This window comes from Flavobacterium sp. CHNK8, from assembly GCF_019774515.1.
GTDB classification, from domain to species: Bacteria; Bacteroidota; Bacteroidia; order Flavobacteriales; family Flavobacteriaceae; genus Flavobacterium; species Flavobacterium tiangeerense.
The window spans coordinates 14,838-34,221 of sequence record NZ_CP081492.1; the positions used below are offsets into that span (position 1 = coordinate 14,838).

The 19,384-nt window shown below is 33.6% G+C and carries 19 protein-coding genes; 5 read left to right on the forward strand and 14 right to left on the reverse strand.

Going from position 1 to position 19,384, the window contains the following annotated elements; genetic code table 11:
* Positions 1-126: 126 nt before the first annotated feature.
* The 9 genes from K5V07_RS00060 to K5V07_RS00100 all read right to left on the reverse strand — a co-directional run bounded on the left by K5V07_RS00060 (position 127) and on the right by K5V07_RS00100 (position 8,572).
* A complete protein-coding gene (locus K5V07_RS00060) occupies positions 127-546 on the reverse strand; it encodes a DUF2452 domain-containing protein (protein WP_221915864.1) in 420 nt (139 codons plus the stop codon).
* Positions 547-793: 247 nt separating this feature from the next.
* Entirely contained in the window at positions 794-2,047 is a 1,254-nt protein-coding gene (locus K5V07_RS00065; RefSeq protein WP_221915865.1) for a murein hydrolase activator EnvC, read from the reverse strand.
* A 24-nt stretch (positions 2,048-2,071) separates the two neighbouring features.
* Positions 2,072-2,857, reverse strand: a complete 786-nt coding sequence (locus tag K5V07_RS00070) for a DUF4292 domain-containing protein (RefSeq protein ID WP_221915866.1) — start codon at positions 2,855-2,857, stop codon at positions 2,072-2,074.
* Positions 2,857-4,206, reverse strand: a complete 1,350-nt coding sequence (locus K5V07_RS00075; protein WP_221915867.1) for a lipopolysaccharide assembly protein LapB — start codon at positions 4,204-4,206, stop codon at positions 2,857-2,859. The genes K5V07_RS00070 and K5V07_RS00075 overlap by 1 nt, the downstream gene beginning before the upstream one ends.
* A 112-nt stretch (positions 4,207-4,318) precedes the next feature.
* Positions 4,319-5,329: a sugar phosphate nucleotidyltransferase gene (locus tag K5V07_RS00080; protein ID WP_221915868.1), complete on the reverse strand. Its 1,011-nt coding sequence runs from the start codon at positions 5,327-5,329 to the stop codon at positions 4,319-4,321.
* Between the two features lie 111 nt (positions 5,330-5,440).
* Positions 5,441-5,875 carry a dUTP diphosphatase gene (gene dut / locus K5V07_RS00085; protein WP_221915869.1) on the reverse strand — a complete coding sequence of 145 codons (435 nt, stop codon included), beginning with the start codon at positions 5,873-5,875 and terminating at the stop codon, positions 5,441-5,443.
* A 217-nt stretch (positions 5,876-6,092) separates the two neighbouring features.
* Entirely contained in the window at positions 6,093-7,559 is a 1,467-nt protein-coding gene (locus K5V07_RS00090; RefSeq protein WP_221915870.1) for a lipopolysaccharide biosynthesis protein, read from the reverse strand.
* A 129-nt stretch (positions 7,560-7,688) separates the two neighbouring features.
* Positions 7,689-8,117: a hypothetical protein gene (locus K5V07_RS00095; protein WP_221915871.1), complete on the reverse strand. Its 429-nt coding sequence runs from the start codon at positions 8,115-8,117 to the stop codon at positions 7,689-7,691.
* 11 nt (positions 8,118-8,128) lie between these two features.
* Entirely contained in the window at positions 8,129-8,572 is a 444-nt protein-coding gene (locus K5V07_RS00100; RefSeq protein WP_221915872.1) for a GNAT family N-acetyltransferase, read from the reverse strand.
* 365 nt (positions 8,573-8,937) lie between these two features.
* Between K5V07_RS00100 and K5V07_RS00105 the strand changes: the two genes are divergently transcribed.
* Both K5V07_RS00105 and K5V07_RS00110 read left to right on the forward strand, forming a co-directional pair.
* On the forward strand, positions 8,938-9,501 hold the full coding sequence (locus tag K5V07_RS00105) for a Crp/Fnr family transcriptional regulator (RefSeq protein ID WP_182648725.1): 564 nt from the start codon (positions 8,938-8,940) through the stop codon (positions 9,499-9,501).
* A 93-nt stretch (positions 9,502-9,594) separates the two neighbouring features.
* Entirely contained in the window at positions 9,595-10,662 is a 1,068-nt protein-coding gene (locus K5V07_RS00110) for an SDR family oxidoreductase (RefSeq protein WP_221915873.1), read from the forward strand.
* A 116-nt stretch (positions 10,663-10,778) separates the two neighbouring features.
* Here the strand turns inward: K5V07_RS00110 and K5V07_RS00115 are convergent, their stop codons facing one another.
* From K5V07_RS00115 to K5V07_RS00135, 5 genes are all read right to left on the reverse strand, one after another.
* Positions 10,779-11,627, reverse strand: coding sequence for a thiopeptide-type bacteriocin biosynthesis protein (locus K5V07_RS00115; RefSeq protein WP_221915874.1), 849 nt, complete (start codon positions 11,625-11,627; stop codon positions 10,779-10,781).
* Between the two features lie 168 nt (positions 11,628-11,795).
* Positions 11,796-13,997, reverse strand: a complete 2,202-nt coding sequence (locus K5V07_RS00120) for a lantibiotic dehydratase family protein (protein ID WP_221915875.1) — start codon at positions 13,995-13,997, stop codon at positions 11,796-11,798.
* The gene (locus tag K5V07_RS00125) at positions 13,997-15,658 is read right to left on the reverse strand and encodes a S8 family peptidase (protein ID WP_221915876.1); all 1,662 of its coding nucleotides are present in this window, start codon (positions 15,656-15,658) and stop codon (positions 13,997-13,999) included. Before K5V07_RS00125 ends, K5V07_RS00120 begins: the two co-directional genes overlap by 1 nt.
* Before the next feature lie 37 nt (positions 15,659-15,695).
* Entirely contained in the window at positions 15,696-15,899 is a 204-nt protein-coding gene (locus K5V07_RS00130) for a hypothetical protein (RefSeq protein WP_221915877.1), read from the reverse strand.
* A gap of 141 nt (positions 15,900-16,040) precedes the next feature.
* Positions 16,041-17,765, reverse strand: coding sequence for an AraC family transcriptional regulator (locus tag K5V07_RS00135; RefSeq protein WP_221915878.1), 1,725 nt, complete (start codon positions 17,763-17,765; stop codon positions 16,041-16,043).
* A gap of 678 nt (positions 17,766-18,443) precedes the next feature.
* On the opposite strand from K5V07_RS00135, the gene K5V07_RS00140 reads away from it, so the two are divergent.
* The 3 genes from K5V07_RS00140 to K5V07_RS00150 are packed head-to-tail and all read left to right on the forward strand — an operon-like array spanning position 18,444 to position 18,982.
* A complete protein-coding gene (locus tag K5V07_RS00140; protein ID WP_221915879.1) occupies positions 18,444-18,614 on the forward strand; it encodes a hypothetical protein in 171 nt (56 codons plus the stop codon).
* Positions 18,615-18,646: 32 nt separating this feature from the next.
* The gene (locus tag K5V07_RS00145) at positions 18,647-18,823 is read left to right on the forward strand and encodes a bacteriocin (RefSeq protein WP_221915880.1); all 177 of its coding nucleotides are present in this window, start codon (positions 18,647-18,649) and stop codon (positions 18,821-18,823) included.
* Positions 18,824-18,835: 12 nt separating this feature from the next.
* Positions 18,836-18,982, forward strand: a complete 147-nt coding sequence (locus K5V07_RS00150; RefSeq protein ID WP_221915881.1) for a hypothetical protein — start codon at positions 18,836-18,838, stop codon at positions 18,980-18,982.
* The last annotated feature ends 402 nt before the right edge of the window (positions 18,983-19,384 follow it).

Here is a 19,384-nt window from a genome sequence, read left to right on the forward strand (position 1 = left end):
AAACTATTTGATTTACCAATTTTCCTGTATAGACAAAAGTATAAAGGAGCAAAATTTAAAAATTTTAGCTCCTTTTTAAATTGGTAAAAAATATTATATTAATACCCTACAGATAACCCTACAGCATTAAAACAAATTAGAGCTTACATCATGCAACACAATCCATTTCTTGTCGCTGTTAAGTTTAAAACTACCTATGTGCTCTTTGTTCCACTCATTAGGACCTATTAAGGATAAAAAATTCACGCCTTCGGCATCTCTATATAAATGATAAATTTCGCCTATTACAGGTTCAAAGGAAAATTTGGCACTATAGACTAATTCATTCCACTCATACTCTTGCATTAACTTTTCGTACTGTAATTTGAGTTCGTTAAACTTATTCCCGAGTTCTTTGTTTACATTATCAATTCCTCTGCTTTTCCAGGAAACTACATCATCAACACGTATAGCTGGCGCACCTACATTAGTAGCATACGGCAATACATTAGCATTGAATCCTTTTTCTTGATTGTAAACAACGTTATCTGGTTTCTTATTTTCCATGTTTTTTATACTTTTCAACTCTTCAAATTACTATTTTTGACGGTTGTGTCTTATTATTTGAGGTGCCAAAATAAATTTCAACACCTATGTTTGTTTAATATTTTAGATGCAAAGTTAAACAAAATTCACAAATCTACCATGCAAAATTGAAACTTACCAAAAATAGTTACGATCAATTAACTGTAACAAAAAAACACTATTGATTTCCTAGGATTTCAATAGTGTTTTTATAAAATTTAAAAATAATTTATCTTGGTGAAAGCCAGCCCTCAGGATTATTATAAGTTGTATTTTGAAGTATTAAGAATTTAATTATGGTTTTTCCCGTTTCACCATTCGTACGTACCCTTCCTATACTTTGCTTGATGCTTACTTTATCACCTTTACTCACAGAAACGGAACTTAAATTTTGGTACACCGTAAAATAATCTCCATGTTGTATCATCACCGCTTTATTTACTGGAGAGATTACAATAACACTTGTTACTTCTCCACCAAAAACGGCTCTTGCATTTGCTCCTTTATCAGTAGTAATTTCAACTCCGCTATTGTGAACCGTGATGGTATTGAACATAGGATGCGTTTGATTTCCATATCCTAGTGATATGAACCCTTTCTCAACAGGATAAGGAAGTCTACCTCTATTTGACCTAAAATTATCGGCGATTATTTTTGCCTCAGGAGTTAATTCAATTTTTGATGATGATACAGCCGCTTTTGATACTGGAGCACTAGGATTAGCTTTTGCTTTTTCTAATGCTGCTTTTCTGTTGGCCTCGGCAATTGCTTCTCTAATTAACCTATTGATTTGCCTGTCAATGGTTCTGTACTCTTGCTGACGCTTTTTAATTTCTTGCGCAATCTTGTTCTTGTCTTTTTTAATAGAATTCACTAACTTGAGTTGCTCTTGTTTTTCTTTTTCAAGAGACAAACGTTCCTTTTCATTTTCGGCAATCAACTTTTGTTTGGCCGTTTTTTGAATGTCTAATTTCTGATTGTAGTCTGCTAATTTATCGGTTTTTGTTTTTATTTCTTCCCCTTGCATTTTTCTATAACCGGTATACTGCTTCATGTATTGCGCTCTTTTATACGCTTGAAGAAAATTTTCAGATGATAGTAAAAACATAGCTCTACTCTCAGAAGAACGACTTTTATAGGATTTTACAATCATTTTTGCGTAATCCTCTTTTAGAATTTCAAGCTCTTTTTTAAGTTTATTAATCTGAACTTGATTAATATACATGTCATTTTTAAGCAATTTAGTTTGCTTTTCGGTGGTATTAATTAGTTTCTCCTTGAGCTTAATTTTTGTACTCTGAATCACTACTACATTTACCGCAGATTTTTCTTTTTTCTTTACGGTTTGTAATAACTTTTCGTTTTCTTTAATTTCTTTTTGAATTTGTGCTTTGCGTTGTTCTAATTTTTCTTGTTGTGATTCTTGACTCCACAACAATGAAGTCATACAAATACAAATTAGGCTTAGGATATATTTTGGCATGAGATAAAAAATATTTTTGCTAATTTACTTAATTAAAATTCTTTTGTACCCATTTGGTACACTATATGGAAAAGAAAGTTCCTCATTAAAGGAAACCGAATTGTATTCTAAATTGATTTCTGTAGTTCCTTTTTTCTGAAAAGTATTGATCAGTAAGGCTGTAGGTAGTTTCATATTGTCATACTCTTTGTTTCCTAGATAGGCTACTTTTATCATACGCTCTTCTTTAGGTTGCGTAATTTCTTGTTTTTGGATTAAAAACTGATTGCTGTCTAAGAAAAATGATTTTTGTGTGTTTTCATTTGTTACAGCATCTAATCTATAGCTTTGATCCAAAATTGTTTCAGTGTATTTGCCTTTTCTCAAGTCATCAAGCGCCTGACCTAATAACAGGTTTTGAATTTTAGAATAATCTAAATCAGTTCCTAACCATTGGCTTAAGCTACTAAAATCCCCTTCAAAATAACTGTTGTTTATTTTCTCATAATAACTCACTGTGGAAGGAGTTATCAAGGCTTTGGCCATAGTGATTCCTAAAAATCGAATGCTTACTAAAATTTGCTCGTCTTTCTTAATTCTAATTTCGGCAGTTACATTTTGAGTTTGTTTGTCGTCACTATACCTAGCACTAGACTTGATGTACAGGGTTGAAAAATCGGTTTTGTTGTTGTAATGGTTTTCAATAATTTTTTTGGCTGTCATTACATTTGTCTCAGCAAGCGGCTCCTTTACTGTGGCTACTGCAACGGCCTTTGATTTACAAGAAACCATTACAAGCGCCAGTAAAACCAAATATATTCCTTTTTTCATTATTTTTTTTCTTTTAGTAATTGATTGGCTTTTGAGAAAAATAAATCCTTTTTCTTAAAATCACCCAGACCATTAAAGGCCTCACCTAGTTGTAAATTAAAGTTAATTTCTAATTCCTTATTTTCTACTACATAATCCATGCCCATTTCTAAATAGTCCTTTGCTTTCTTGAATTGTTGCAACTGGTTGTACGCTAATCCGGCGTAAAAATAAAACTGTGCTTGTGACGGATAGGTTTCTATCAAAGATTCGGCTTTGGGTGCAAGGCTACTAAAATTTTTCTGCTCCACGTACGACTGAAACAAAAGTAAGTTCGTTTCCAGCGTGTCTCCAACTCCTCTTTGAGCTGATTTTTCATAATACAATACCGCCTTATCCCACTGCTTTTTATTTTGAAAAAATTTCCCGATTTCTTTGTTTACATCCACACTCGTATCATTATTAAACGTGGCGACTGCTTTTTCTAAATCAGGTGCGTACTGTGGATTTTTTTGTGTGAAAATTAAAAATTCATTTAAGATTCTATGCTTGATTTTTGAGTCAATTTTAGAACTTCCTAGAACCACATTCATTGCCGTAATGGCTTTTTGAGCATCATTGCCGTCAAGGTATGTTTTAAACAAACTGACTTGTGCCCACTCTGAATTTGGAATTGCATTTTCTAACTTTTTTACAATTTCAAATGCTTTTGCATCTTCATTGTTCTTGGTATACAAAAAAATAAGGCTAATATAATTTGATTCCTGCTGCGGATATTTAACAATTTGCTCTTCTAGATTATTGATTTCTAGATTTTGATATTTTCCTTGTGCCAAGATCTGGCTTTTGTACAATTCTCTTCTATCTGTTTTTCCTACTGTTTCATTAAGTTCTTGAATCAGTGCCAATGCTTTTTCAAACTGATTGGTACCCATATAAAGTGACGTTAAATCTTCTTTATATTTAGGGTCAAATTCTATCAATTTATTAATTATTGTTATACCTTGAGTAAAGTTTTTAGTTTCATAACTTACATCATACATCCCTATCCAATACCATCTGTTTTTAGGATCAAGCTTGGTAGCCGTTTCAAATGAGGAATAGGCATTTTGAAAGTCTTTTAAGGCTAAATAATTTTTGCCCAGCTCAAAATAAACGGTTGCATCATTAGGTTTAAATTTATCAGCTTTTTCTAAAGCAACGATAGCTTTGTCATAATTCTCAATCCCTTTTTGAAGTAACGATTCATAAAAAAGTTCTTGAAATTGATCTGTATCAAGCTTGATTTCTTCAGGTTCTGTTTGTGCGCATAGCAATGCAGGGAATCCTAAAATTCCAAGTATAAAAAGTAAAAAAGCTTTGTTTTTCATATCTTATTACAACTCAATTATATCACAATTAGTACAAAAACCACATTGAATATTTTAGCCAGCGTTTCACAGCTTAAAAAAAATTAAAACTTGTAAAACGCTGGTGCTTTTTTTATTCTAAAACGGAGTAATCACCAATGCTAATACAGGCAAAATTCCCGTCAAAACTAGCGTGATTACCAATCATGGCATTGTCTAAAACGGCATTTTTTATATGCGAATGCGTTTGTACCAAACTGTTTTTTACCGTACTATTTACCACATGACAACCGTCACCAAGGGAAACATTTGGACCAACCGTAGCGTTAACCAACACTACGTTTTTGCCGATATAACATGGTGCTATAATAGTTGCGTTTTCTAGTTTTACACTTTCATCAACTAAGGATTCACCATCATTATGTAAAAATCCTAACATTCTAGAATTGGTTTCTACAGTCACGTTTTTGTTACCGCAATCCATCCACTCCTCAACTTTCCCAGGGACAAATTTCATGCCTTTGGCCATCATTTGTTTGATTCCGTCATTGATTTGGTATTCGCCACCGTGAATGATATTATTGTCAAGTACCAACTGCAATTCGTTTTTAAGTACTGCGATATCTTTGAAATAGTAAATCCCGATAACCGCTAAGTCTGAAACAAAAGTCGCTGGTTTTTCAACCAACTCAACGATTTCATTGTTCGCGTTTAATTTTACCACACCAAAAGCTTCTGGTTGGTCTACTTGTTTTACCCAAATTACGCTGTCGGCCTCTTTGTCTAAGTCAAAATCGGCACGAATTAAAGTATCTGCGTAAGCAATTACCGCTGGTCCGCTCAAAGATTCTTTGGCACACATAATGGCGTGACCGGTTCCTAAGGCTTCGTTTTGGTAATAAATAGTTCCTTTAGCACCAAGTTTTTGGGCTATAGCCAAAAGTTCTTCTTCCACTTTTTGACCAAAACTTTCATGAATGATAAAAGCTACTTCGTCAATTTGTTGATTTAAAACTCCTGCGATATCTTCAACTAATCGATGTACAATAGGTTTGCCGGCAATAGGAATTAATGGCTTAGGAATGGTTAATGTATGTGGGCGAAGGCGTGATCCACGACCAGCCATAGGAACGATTATTTTCATATGAGCCCCCTAACCCCCGAAGGGGGAACTACTACTAGGGGTGAGTAGGATTTAAATTTATATTAGCTTCTATTTGTAATTATCAATTCCCCCTTCGGGGGTAAGGGGGCTTTATTTTACTCCCGTACTACCAAAACCACCTTCACCTCTTGAAGTTTCTGATAATTCTTGAACTACAGTCCACTCGGCGCGTTCGTGTTTTGCTATTACTAATTGCGCGATACGTTCTCCGTTTTGAATAATAAAATCTTCATTGGATAAATTTACTAAAATAACTCCAATTTCTCCACGATAATCCGCATCTACAGTTCCGGGTGCGTTCAGTACGGTAACACCATTTTTTGCAGCTAGTCCGCTGCGTGGTCTTACTTGCGCTTCATACCCAATAGGTAGTTCTATAAAAAGACCTGTTTTTACGATGGTTCTTTCTAATGGTTTTAAGGTAATTGCGTCGGTTATATTGGCTCTTAAATCCATTCCTGCCGAGGCGATGGTTTCATAGCTAGGCAAGTCGTGTTGTGATTTATTGATGATGTTGATATTCATAATGTATTTGTTTGAGCTAGTTATCAGGATCAGATATTCTTTTTAGGAAGTGCGCTTTTTAGCCGTGACCGAAGTGGAAAGCCTTTTTTTATAAAATTGTATTTTTTTCGAGGGTGAAAAGAGCGACTGCAAGAAGCTCCTTTTGAGCCGTAGAAAAAAACAATTTTAGGAAAAAGCTTGAAACGAAGGGCGCGATAAGCTCCTAGAAAATTTGATACTACTTTGCTTTACGTTTTAGTATTTGGGTTAATAATTCTTTTTCGTTGTGGTATATAAAATAAAGGAACACCAGCAATAACGGGATTCCTACGAAATAATTCTCCCGGAATCCGTAAAATGAAATCGCTGAAAAACCGATTGAAATCAAGAGATACATAAAAATTTTACGGCTGTCATACGGTATGGGGTAATATTTGTTTCCGAAATAATAAGAGATGGTCATCATGCTACCATAAGCGGCTATGGTGGCTATGGCCGATCCGTAATAACTCATGGTTGGGATTAGCAGGTAATTGAGCGCTAGTGTGATGATGGCTCCTACGATTGATATGTAAGCGCCTACATACGTTTTATCAATGAGTTTGTACCATACGGAAAGGTTGGTGTAAATGCCTAAGAAAAAATTAGCCAAAATAATTAATGGCACTACTTTCATAGCTTCCCAATAGGACTCGTCCTGAATCATGATTACCTTTAAAACATCGGCAAAAACGATAACTGAGAGTAATATGAACGACCCAAAAATGACAAAATATTTGGTTATGGTAGCGTAAGTTTGTGGTGCATTTTTACTATCAGCATGACTAAAAAAGAAAGGCTCAATTCCTAAAGTGTAGGCAGTACGGTACAAGACCATAAACAAACCGAGTTTATAACAAGCGGAATACACTCCTACTTCTGCGTCGGCAATATTGGCTGGCAATAGTTCTCCCAATAAAATTTTGTCAAACTGATCGTTAATGGCAAATGCAAGTCCGGCTACCATAATAGGCATTGCGTATTGCATCATGCGTTTCCAAAGCTGGAAATCAAAATGCCATTTTAGTTTTAAATAATCAGGTGACAATACCACAAATGTGAGCAAACTTGCTACAATATTTGACACAAAAATATAGCCTATTTGATACTCTTCTTGGTATAATGTACTAAAAAAATGACCTGGATTTGACTCTGCCAAGTAAGGCAAATAAATCAAGAAGAACAAATTGAGCAAAAGATAGACTGTTACGTTTCCTATTTTTATAACGGCATACTGCAACGGTTTTTGTTGTACTCTTAACTTAGAAAACGGAATGATTACCAGCGCATCTAGTACAAGAACCCAAATGGTATAGGTGATGTATTGAACATCTATATTTGACCATAGGGCTAATTTATTGCGAAACAGTAGCGCTAAAAATAAAAAAGATAACGAGGTCCAAAAGATAGATACTGAGGCTGTCTCTAAAACTGATTTTTTATTGGTCTCCTTGTTGTAAAACCTAAAAAAAGCAGTTTCCATACCATAGGACAAAACAACATTAAAAATAATAAGCCAAGCAAAAATCATAGACACTTTACCAAACTCTTCTACAGGTAGGTATTTTGTGTACAAGGGTACTAAAAAAAAGCTAAACATCCTGGGAATAACCGTGGCTAGACCGTAAATAGCTGTTTGTTTAAAAAGACTTTTATATAATCCCAAAATGGTATGTGTATTAAAATTAAAGCGACAAAAATAAGAAATTCTTTGCTGAAATTGCTTGCGGTAGGGTTTTGTTTTGGTCTACCACCCGCTTGATGTATAGCATTTCAAAAACGGTTCTTATTTAAGCTATTGCTGGATCACCACATTTTGTATTTTGTAAAAATACGTTTTGTGATTTAATTTATATTCTAAAACGGCTTGGTTAGGTTCTAGCTTAAATTTGGGTTGGTGTATTGCGGGTGCTTTATTGCCATATTCTTTGGCTGGATCTGCGTCCAAAATAAGATCAGTGGGTGCTGCAGTAGCTTTCAAGATTCCTGTGAACGATAACTGTGAAGCACTTTGCAAAGCTGCGTGTTGCTTGTTATAATGAACTGAAATGAGTTGTAAGTTTGCTGACAATGGTTGATCAAACTCTATAAAAAAAGTGTTTTTTTGGACAAATGTTTTTTTTATTTTTTGAGGAAAGTGCGGTTGAAAATCTTGATTTGTTCCACAAGAGATAAAACTACATACGAACACTAAAAATAGGATATTTACAAAGCTTGTTTTCATACCAATGCGTTTTAGCTTAAACCATCTTCGTTAATAATTTTTAAAAAATGAAATCCTTTAGGCGCGTATCCTTGATTGTAATAAAAACGATGCGCTGTAAAATTACCTGTAAAAGCATCGAGTACAATCATGGTACAGCCTGTTTCTCTGGCTACTGCATCTACATAATCAGTCATTATTTTGCCAATTCCTTTTTTACGATGGTCAGGGTGAACGATAAAATTATCAATTTCGAGGTACTTGCCAGACCATAATTTTGTCCCAGACCACAAACCAGAAAGTCCTACACAAACATCGCCTTCAAAAACAGCAATTTGTTTGTAGTTATGCGGAATCATCTCAGTGAGATACGCATCGTATTTTTCGTAAGTAAAGTTAGAATACAAATGCAACATGACAGCATATTGTGCCAGCATTTGTTCTTTGGTAGTAAGTTCTTTAAGTTCTAATTTCATATTTGCTTTTCAAAAATGTAAAATTAGAGAAAAAGGAATGAGATTAAAAGTGATGATGGGACGAATATTTAAAAAATCAACGTTAAAAATTTTAAAATAAATAAGTGATATCTATAGCGAAACTCTTGAAACAACAGTTTATAGCTTGCATTTATTGTAAAAATTTTAATTATCATAAAGTAAATTTTACCGTAATGATTGAATAAATTATTAATTAAAATTAAAAAACTGCTACTTGTAAAATCAAAACCTTGTTTAGTAAAAATAGCAGACTTTATTTCCTAATATTTGTGCTATGTTTCGCTGCTGCTATTTAAATAAACTATTTTAAGTGTATTTTTACCTAAACAGTAAGAAACATCCAGATGCAAGAAATTTTAAAAAATCAAATCGATAAAATTGTACCATTAACGGATGCTGAGTTTCAAGTGGTACTTTCTTATTTTTCAATAGGAAAGTACAAAAAACACCAATATATTCTGCAACAAGGAAACTCAGTTCCTTACGTTCATTTTGTTGTAAAAGGATTGCTCAGATCATTTTATTTAGACAAATCAGGCAAAAGTCATATTTTACAATTTGCAATGGAAGATTGGTGGATCACGGATAATCAAGGTTTTTACAACGAACAAAATGCTACGTTAAACATTGATTGTTTAGAGGATGCACAAACTTATTACATTTCACTAGAAAACAGAACTAAATTATGTAGCGAGCTACCAAAAATCGAATTCTTTTTTTTACAAAAAATGACAGCAGGTTCTATTGCACTTCAAAATAGAGTTCTTTCATTAATGAGCAAAAATTCAGAGGAGCGCTATACTCAATTTATTCAATTATATCCAAACTTGATTCAGCGCCTTTCTAAAACTTTAGTAGCCTCCTACCTCGGAATTTCTCGAGAAACCTTGAGCAGACTCTCACATTAATGTGATCTATATCACTTGTTTTATGTGATATAGATCCTTTACTTTCCTATTTGCATTGCTGAATTTTGTACCTACAAATTTAAAAGTACGAATATGAAAAATATAGCACTTGTAGTGGGAGCAACCGGAATAACGGGAAGCGCACTCTCGCAGCAACTAATAAACAAAGGTTGGACAACTTATGGATTAGCCCGCAACCCAAGCCAAGACATTACTGGATTGCAACCCGTAGTTGCCAATCTATTGGATCTTGACAGTTTAAAACTAGCTTTGCAAGATATAACCCCTACGCACATATACATTACAACGTGGATGCGTCAAGATTCTGAGCTGGAAAATATACGAGTAAATAGCTTAATGATTCGGAATTTATTAGATGTTTTATCTCCTAAAAAATCAGTTCAACACGTAGCTTTAGTAACAGGACTCAAACATTATTTGGGGCCATTTGAAGCTTACGCCAAAGAAGGTTTTTTGCCCGAAACTCCGTTTAGGGAAGAACAACCGCGTTTAGACATCGATAATTTTTATTACGCACAAGAAGATGAAGTCTACGCTGCTGCAGCTCGAGATGGATTTACGTGGAGCATTCACCGTCCGCATACAGTAATTGGAAAAGCAGTTGGAAACCTAATGAACTTGGGTACAACACTTGCTGTCTATGCTAGTATTTGCAAAGCAATTGGCAAACCATTTCAATGGCCAGGTTCAGAGGCGCAATGGAACGGACTTTCAGATGTGACCGATGCTGAAGTATTAGCAGCACATTTAATATGGGCTTCTACAACTGAGCAAGCATTTAACGAAGCTTTCAATGTAGTCAATGGCGACTTTTTTCGATGGAAATGGCTTTGGAAAAAAATAGGAGATTCGTTTGGACTCGAAGTAAAAGGATATGATGGAACGATGCATCCTCTAGAACAACAAATGGTACAAGATAGCGAAGTTTGGAAAAAAATCGCGACTGAAAATGGGCTTAAAGAATTGGATCTTAACCAACTTGCTTCGCCTTGGCATACTGATCTTGACCTAGGACGACCTATAGAAGTAAATACAGATATGTCTAAAAGTAGAAAACTAGGTTTTCTCGTTTTTAAAAATACCGAAGATTGCTTCTACGAACTTTTTGCAAAACTTCGTTCGGAACGTTTGATACCTTAGTTTGTAGATGCAGGTTTAGTAGCGTTAATCTAAAAAAGGGATTTGAAACAGGATATGAACTGCCCCCAAATAGTTAGACACTATTTGGGGGCAGTCTTTTGTGTTAAGAATCTTTTTTAATATTTTTTCAGCTCCTGAGTTTTATAAAATCGATACAAATGGTCGTATATCAGGAGCTCATATTGACGTTGGCGTGAGGTAAACTGTCGATTAACCATCATGTGGATATGACTGCTTAAAAAATCAAAAAGAGGAATCTCCAACTGAATCTTTATGTTGGAGATTAACAAAGCAGTTGCTATCATTTTAGTTTCTATAAAAGGAGTTAACACTCCAAATGGGGGGTCTGTTTTGTCTAATAGCAAGGCAGTAATTTCTACTTCACGCTTACGGTATTGGGTATCTAGTTCCTTATTTGTGGCTGCATCGGCTTTAAATTCATTTTTAAAATTCATTTGTAACCTGCGCATTAATTCGTGTTTTTCAGACATTGATAACTGAAAACTTTCTAAAAAATGATGAATTGTAAACAGCCCAAACAATAGCTGTGTTGCTACCTCAAAATTGGGTTTGAACTTTAAATAGGCTACTATCAACTCACTATGATACCCAAACAAAGTCTCAGAATGTACCATAGTGGCCTCTCCGTACCGCTCCAATTCTCTCTTATAGGTATCCGTTTGTACTTTCCAAACTAAATGGTTGACCAATAACTTCTCAAAAACAGGATGGAATGCGGTGATAATGGTAGCTATTGCCTCTGGTTTGGTTACTAAAAAACGAAGACGAAGATGCGAATCAGGATAGTTATACCGAATAAAAAACCATTTCTCGATTACCTTTTGAGCTTTTAACTGTTCAATAATAGGAGCAAACTCTTCCCATAAAAGTAAGTCCGCTGTTTGTACACCAGTATAAATTTTATAATACAACCATTCACTTCCTAGGCAAAACTCCCTTTTCATATATGTAAAAATTATTTTTAAGTGGTCATATAAGGTATCGCCTTTTATTCATCGGTGTTTGTTTTCAACAAACCTGTTCTTAATGGCGATTTCATCTGTTAAAATTTATTGTTTTTTTGGTTAGTCAGAACTTCCTATAAACCAATGAAGATTGTTAAGAGTGTTTCATTAAGTGACTTTTTCTTTATAAAAAGATAGAATAATTTGATTGGAATACATTTCTTGTGCTGCATCATTAACCGCTGAGTTCTCCATAAACAGAAACTCTTCCAATATAATTTTGGGTTGTTTCTTGACAGCATTAATCAATAATCTTGCACCAAGCTCTTTATCAAAATTTAATAACAAAGTATTATCAAACTGTATCCAATTAACCCATTGTGGTAGCTGTCTTTCCTTTCTCCAATTGGTAAATACTTCAAAAAATACATTTTCAGCTTGTTGTGCTAAAAAGGAAATTTCATCGGCAGTAACTACCCATTTAGCTTTACTAAGTATTACTTTTTTATATACCACCCTAGGAAAATAGTGATAATGAGAAAAGAGTACTCCCCAATCAAAACTATAAATAGGTTTGTCATTTTGACCCTGTAAATCACACAAAAAATGATATGAGGGTAAAGATTTACTAGCGTAGTTGTGAGCATTAGACAAACAAGGCACTACTGTTTTATTGTGTTTTTTGGAACGCAAAATAATGGTGTTGTTTTGTACGGATACCATCAAATCATCAATGCCTATCTGATACGCTTCACTTACACCTGAATGCGATAAATATGGAATTTCATAAAGACGCAAAGGGGGTCTTTTTAAAATATTTCCGGTTCTTGATTCAGGGATATGAACTACCTCTGCTTTAATTTGATTCGAATCATAGGCCTGCTCCTTAGCCACAATTTCGGCAGTTAGAGTTGCTATAGCTTCATTTCCATTACAAAAACGACCCAATAACTTCACAGCACTCACATTACCAGATGATTCTAAAACTACTACATCCTCCTTTAACAACTCAATCAGTACTGAAAAAGTGGTAGGCGCCTCTTTCCAGTTGCAATCAAAATCAGTAAAATCTTTCTCTGTGAGTTCTAAGACGGTTTGCTGTAGTTGTTTACAAGTTTGTAATTTTTGCTCTAATATTCGGTCAAACGCAGACCACGTTTGGGTTTCAGTTTCATTTTTGTTTTTAAAATATATAAATTCTAAAAGCTCGTGGGTGTCATTTCGTTGCAATGATACCGGATAACCCAAACCAATTTCAGTATCTAACACTAAGGCTAGTGGCATTTCCCTTCCCTCATATCGATGTAAAAAGGCTTTTATAAATTCTTCTAATGTATGTTTTTTGTGCTTTTTTTGTATGCCATTAAGAAACGTCAAAGCTTCAAGCGTTTGACGATATACTTTTGGATGCATTGTGTTTACACTAGTTGCAGTTGTTAAATCGGTTTGAAAAAGATACTTTTCATCAAAAGTTACTTTGGCTGCAGTCAATATGTCCTTTATATCAGTATAAGCATTAGGTTTAGGAACAAGTCCAGCGTCTAAACTTTCTATTTGGTCTTTAAGCGTTTTGAAAAAAGTTATTTCTTTTTCAAAATTTGGAACGCGTTCTAATAGGACTTGTATTCTATCCCATTCGTTTTTTGTGGTTACAGCACCGTCTAAATCACTAACTAAAAACTGAAAATCGATCAATTGGTTCACAAAATCTTTAGCATCATCACGTTCCGAAGCATCATCAGCCAGCAAATCAATTAAAGCCTCAATCGTAATTCCTTGTTTTGATTTTTCATAGACTAGAATTAAAACATCTGTTTTTCTTAGTGCTGCAATACTGTGTTCTCTTTTGGTTCCTTTATATCGATACTCTACATACCGGTAAAAAGATCCAACTTCATAAAGGCTTGTATTGGGTTTATAATTCAATGTGTTCCTAACTTCTTCTTGCTTCGCCAGTTCTTGTAACAAAGCAATCCAAAATTGCATGTCTAATTGCGTATGGCGTTGGAATAGCTCCTTATGGTCCATTACTATATTGGTGGTTTGGCCTTTTTCGCCAACAGTGCAACCCGCAAATAACCCAAAAGGAGTACAGCGCGATGCCATCCTTGCACAGTATTTCAAGACACTAAAAGCTAAAGCTGTTGTCTTTTTATTGGAAAAGGATTGGGGATTTTTCCAATATTTTTCTACCAGTACAACTAGTTCTGGAGAAGCCAACTGTAGCGCTTCATACACTAAAGGATCTTGTAGAAGGTCAAACACGCTAATTACCGCTTCCTTTTCCATTATTTTAGTATAAAAAGAAAGCGGTAACAATGGGGTTCTCAAAACATGTGAAGAAAAAGGACGAATTTGATAGTGGTGCATTATCGTTTCTTTTTACTCACTTTTTCGGCTAGTTGCATCGCATTATAAACATTTAATACTTTCCCTGATTTAGAAAGTTCAGAAAATTTGGCTTTTTTACCTTCACCCCCAGGGATTAACACCTCTATATCATACGCCGTTCCCGATTCTAGAATAATCTCCTTGACTTCCTTAGCACTAAGTTTAGGATAATACGACCATATCAAAGCCGCTGTTCCAGAAACCATAGGTGCAGAGAATGAAGTGCCAGACTCAAAACCATAAGTATTATTCGACGCAGTGGTATATATCTTTGCTCCGGGAGCGAATAAATCTACATTCTTTTTCCCGTAGTTAGAGAATGAGGCTACCAAAGTACTGTCTGCTTTTGAGGTAGTAGCTCCTACATTGATAAAGTTCGCCACCACTTCATTTGGATTTTCATAATCAACATCATTTGGATAATAGGGGTTTTCGTCTACATTAAAACTATTATTTCCTGAACCATGTACCAATAAGACATCATGCATTTCTGCATATTTATAAGCATCTATTACCCATTTTTTATGCAAGGAAAATTCCTTACCAAATGACATATTAATAATTTTCGCTCCATTATCTACAGCATAACGTATAGCTAAAGCAATATCCTTATCGTGTTCATCTCCCGATGGTGAAATACTCAAAGGCATTATCTTAACATTACTTGCTATTCCTTTAACTCCAATTCCATTGAATCGATTGGCTGCTAGTATACCAGAAACTCTAGTACTATGATTATTAATGGTTATCCCTGATAAATTAGAACTAACGTTGTTATTTCCATATCCCTTCTCAAAAAGGTATTCATTCAGATCAAAAAAGCGCCTCTCGTTATAAGACATATTTAAATTTCTATTTACAATAGAATCTATTTCTTCTTTCAATTTATTTATATCACTCAGGCTATTTTGGTTTACCTCTAATGCAGACATCAAAACTTCAATTAGTGCCCCCAAATCGCTATCATTATCATCTCTTCTCTGTATGTATGACTTATCATTAATTTTATACTTTTTATACATACTATCCAATTGTTGATAGGTGTAATTCTCCTTTGGAAAATACTTTTTAAGGCTGTCTTTAGCAATTGGAAACTTCACAGTTTTATATTTCAATGATTTTAACCAATTTCCATAAAATTTTTTTTGTTTATTTTGTAAGTTAAACGCCCTAATAAACTCTTTGTAATTATTGAAGTCTCTATTCAATACATCTGATTCCTTAATTTCTTTGAATTGTTTTTCATATTCTCTTACAATACGAACATATTCAAAATTAGACCATACGGTGCTTCCTCTTTTTGTTCCTATAAAGTTCCAACCATTACTATCATCTATATAGCCATTGTTGTCATCGTCAATACCATTATTTGCAACTTCTTTTTTATTAACCCATATTTGACCCTGTAAATCTTCATGTTTTAAATCGATTTGAGTATCAATAACCGCAACAACAATAGCTTTACTTTTGGCTACTTTTTTATTTTGATCATACCATTTATCTAGCGAAATTCCCACGATCGTATCTTGTTGAACATCTTTTTGATGCCAAAGTTTTACACTAGACTGCTGTATTTTGTTTACTTCTAAATCAGCTTTGTATTCTCTGTTATTAAGGTGCTTAACCTTACAATTAGTCAAAAAAATTATCATTAATAAAAAAAAAAATCGCATATTATTATAAATGTTTAATTATGGAAACACCACAATCTCTCGTTGAACCTCCTTTATCTTTATCTGTAATTGTTAATGGATCATCTCCATTAACAGATATATTATTATCACCACCATTTATCAAATGTAAATTATCCAATTGAGCTACACTCATTTTTTGTAAATCAAACTTAGATTTAGTTTCTTTTTGTTTTTTTTCTGTTTTCATGTAATAAATTTATTTGGTTATTATTTTAATTCCAAAAGTATAAGATTGCTATGATTATTGCTAAAAAAAATTAAAAGTTGCTATCGGAATTCACGGAATTCCGATAGCAACAAAAATCATAATAAACTGAAAATATGAAAGTTATTGCATTTTTTCATTTTCTAAGGCTTTGATAAAAAAAGTAGGCTTTATCTTGTGCTTTTTATAAAAAGCTGCCGAGAATGCTTCGGCAGAATTGAATCCAAACTCCTTCGCTAATGATGGCATTGTGTAATTGCGTAATATAGATTGGGCTTTTAATTGTTCAACTGCAACCATAACTCTTAAATCATTAATGTAATGCACAAAGGTTTTTTCTTTCTGTTCATTAATGACCTTTGATAGATATTTGGTGTTGGTATTCAATTGTAAGGCAACTTTTTGAATGGTAATCGTATTATCTAAATATCCTTTATTCTGTTCAAAATGGACTAACTTCTCTAATAATTCTTCTACAACTTCTGCTGCTAGACCAAGTGATTCTTGTGATTTATTTTCTTGTAAAGATCTATCTTCATTTTTTATAGTGTTTGAAACTGGAACATCAGGTGAAGCAGGATGAATAATCGCTTCAAATCGTTTGCGGTATTGTTTTTTCAAATAAAACTGATAGCCTCCAAAACCACCAGCGCCTAAAACTAAAATTCCTAACACTAAAATTCCTGTAAAAGAAACGGACTGCTTTTTCTGTAAGGATTGTATTAAAGCTTCTTTGTCAGCAAACAAATGAGGCGTGTCATATTCAGTGCGCAGCACTTTATTTAGGTGTTTGTAATTTTTTTGTAACACACTATCGATTTCCATATAAGTTGTTAAATATTTCAACTGCTTCTCTTTGTCTCCGATTTGTTTGTAGTAATCAATCAAATAGGAATAGCCGCCTACAAATTCTGGTGTGATTTTTTTTCTAATGTGGTACATGGAATCCACTTTTATAAAATTTTGAACTGCCAATGATTTATCCCCTAAACCTACATAAGATCTGCCTAAATAAAAATAAGAAGCTAAAACATTCCCTGTATTTTTTACTTTTATTAAACCCGGCAATGCTTTTTTAATACTGTCTAAAGCAGCTCTAAAATTTCTTTTATCCACTTGATTGGCTCCTTCATTCAAAGTAAACATCAGTTGATATCGTTTGTTTTTAGTAATAGTAGCTTCTTTGTAGCCTAAATCATTATAAAACGTAGTAGAGTCTGTTTGCTTCAAAGACTTATGACAATCTGCCAATCCAAATATTGTGTTTTGAAACCAATAGGAGTAATAATCTCCTCGATAGTCTTTCGTTTTGTAATATTTATAGTTTTCGTGATACAGTTGTAACGCTTGTTCCACTTCCCCCATTTCTTCAGATTTCGTGGTCCCAATATAGTCCCGAACCACATAGTAATAATCAATATTTGTTTTTAAAGCGACTTGTTCTGCCAAGTTAAAATTAACTAGCGCGTCATCAAATTTTCGTAAATCCACTAATAAGCCCGCTTTTTCGCAATAAGCAGCAGCAGGAAAATATTTATTTGGTTCTATTTTGGAGTATTTGATAACACTATCTAGATATTGAATGGCTTTGACCGGTTGATCTACATAGTAAAGAATAGCATACAAATAGTAACCTCTGGCTTTTCGGATTGCTTTATTCTCTTTTTTAGCTTTATCTAGATAGACTTTAGCCCACGCCAATTGCTTTTTAGCATTGCCATCGTCTTTAAAATAATTATCGTCAATTGAATTATAGGATAATGATGTTGTTGTAGCCGCGGTTTGCGACCATAAAAAAAACGGACAGAGTACAAAAAGCACTAGTTTAATCGATTGTAGGTTAATCATTATAGTAGGTTTTTGTGCAAAAATACAGCTACATCCCTAAAATAATACTAAAAACCATGATTATTTTGCATTATTTAAACAAATAATTTTCAACGAGTTATAAAATACAATTTACTGAATTCCGTGAATTCAGTGTCGGAATTCACGGAATTCCGACAACAAGTGTTTGCACAGCGTTAATTAATAGCCTTGTTTTGCCCTCAAGAAAGTAACACCGTTTTGTAGTAAGACGTTACTTTAAACTGTTGATTACTTTTCATAATCAATTGGCCAATTACAAGGGAATAATTCAGCTGTACTGTAACCCTTATTAAAAACAGAGCAAGGAGTATATAAAGCTACGGTCTCCAAAAAACCAAGCACAAGGGAATAATTTAGCTGTAATGTGACCCTTTAAAAAACAGAGCATGAGGTTTTAAGTAAAGCTATTTGTTCCTCAAAAAACAAAGCAAAAGGGAGTAATTCAGCTGTACTGTAACCCTATTAAAAACAGAGCAAGGAGTAAATAAAGCTATGGTCTCCAAAAAAACAAGCACAAGGGAATAATTCAGCTGTACTGTAACCCTATTAAAAACAGAGCAAGGAGTATATAAAGCTACGGTCTCCAAAAAAACTAGCACAAAAGTTCTCGAGAAACTTTTTATTGAAATGAAATGTGTAATTTTAAAAACTAAAAAAATGAATTTAGAAAGCTTATCAAATGAACAGCTAATGACCACCACAGGTGGCGATGGTTTTATTTTGACACCAGTAACTGCTGGTGTTTATGATAATGGAGATGGAAACGGATGCATACCATCCCTTAACCCTTTTGGAAATTATCTTCCAAAGATAGGATTTCCTTACTAAAAATTTTTAAATAAACAATAAAACTTAAAAAAATGAATTTACAAAATTTAAATTTAGTTGAGCTTAATGCTTTTGATACCATTGAAGTTAATGGTGGTGAATTGCCATATACAGATAAAGCTTTAGATGGAGCTAGTATAGCTAAAGGTGTTACCAATTTTATACATCAAGCTGGTGATTTTCTAAGAGGATTTACAAGTGCATTTTAATCAAAAGAAACTATGGAAAATTTAAAATTAATGAGTAAAAATGAACTCATCGAAACAAATGGTGGGCATGATGGTTTAGCATACGAATTAGGACAAGCTACGGGTAAAGCTCTTTTAATGGCAGCAACAGTTTTGTATTTTTTTGCGCCAAAATCATAATTATTAATCAAGAGCGTTTCAAAAAACGCTCTTGTAATAAAATTTATATGAGTAAATCCTTCTATAATATTTTTTTTAATTCAAAAGAAATTAATATTTATGGAAAAGTTAAAAGATCAATAGTAAGCTATTTTTTAATTATTTTTTTTATATTGTTAACTTTTCCTGTTATAAAACTGATCGACTCTATAATAATCAATTTTATTGGTCTAGAATCCGTTGTCGCATTGATATCAAAATCAAGGCAATTAATAGATACCCGGTACAGTTTTGTTTCAATTGCTATTATTGTACCACTTATTGAGGAAATAATTTTTAGATTACATCTAAAACCAAAGTTAATAAACATGCAAATATCGCTCTCATTAATAATTATTTATGTTATTAATGGTTCCATATTAA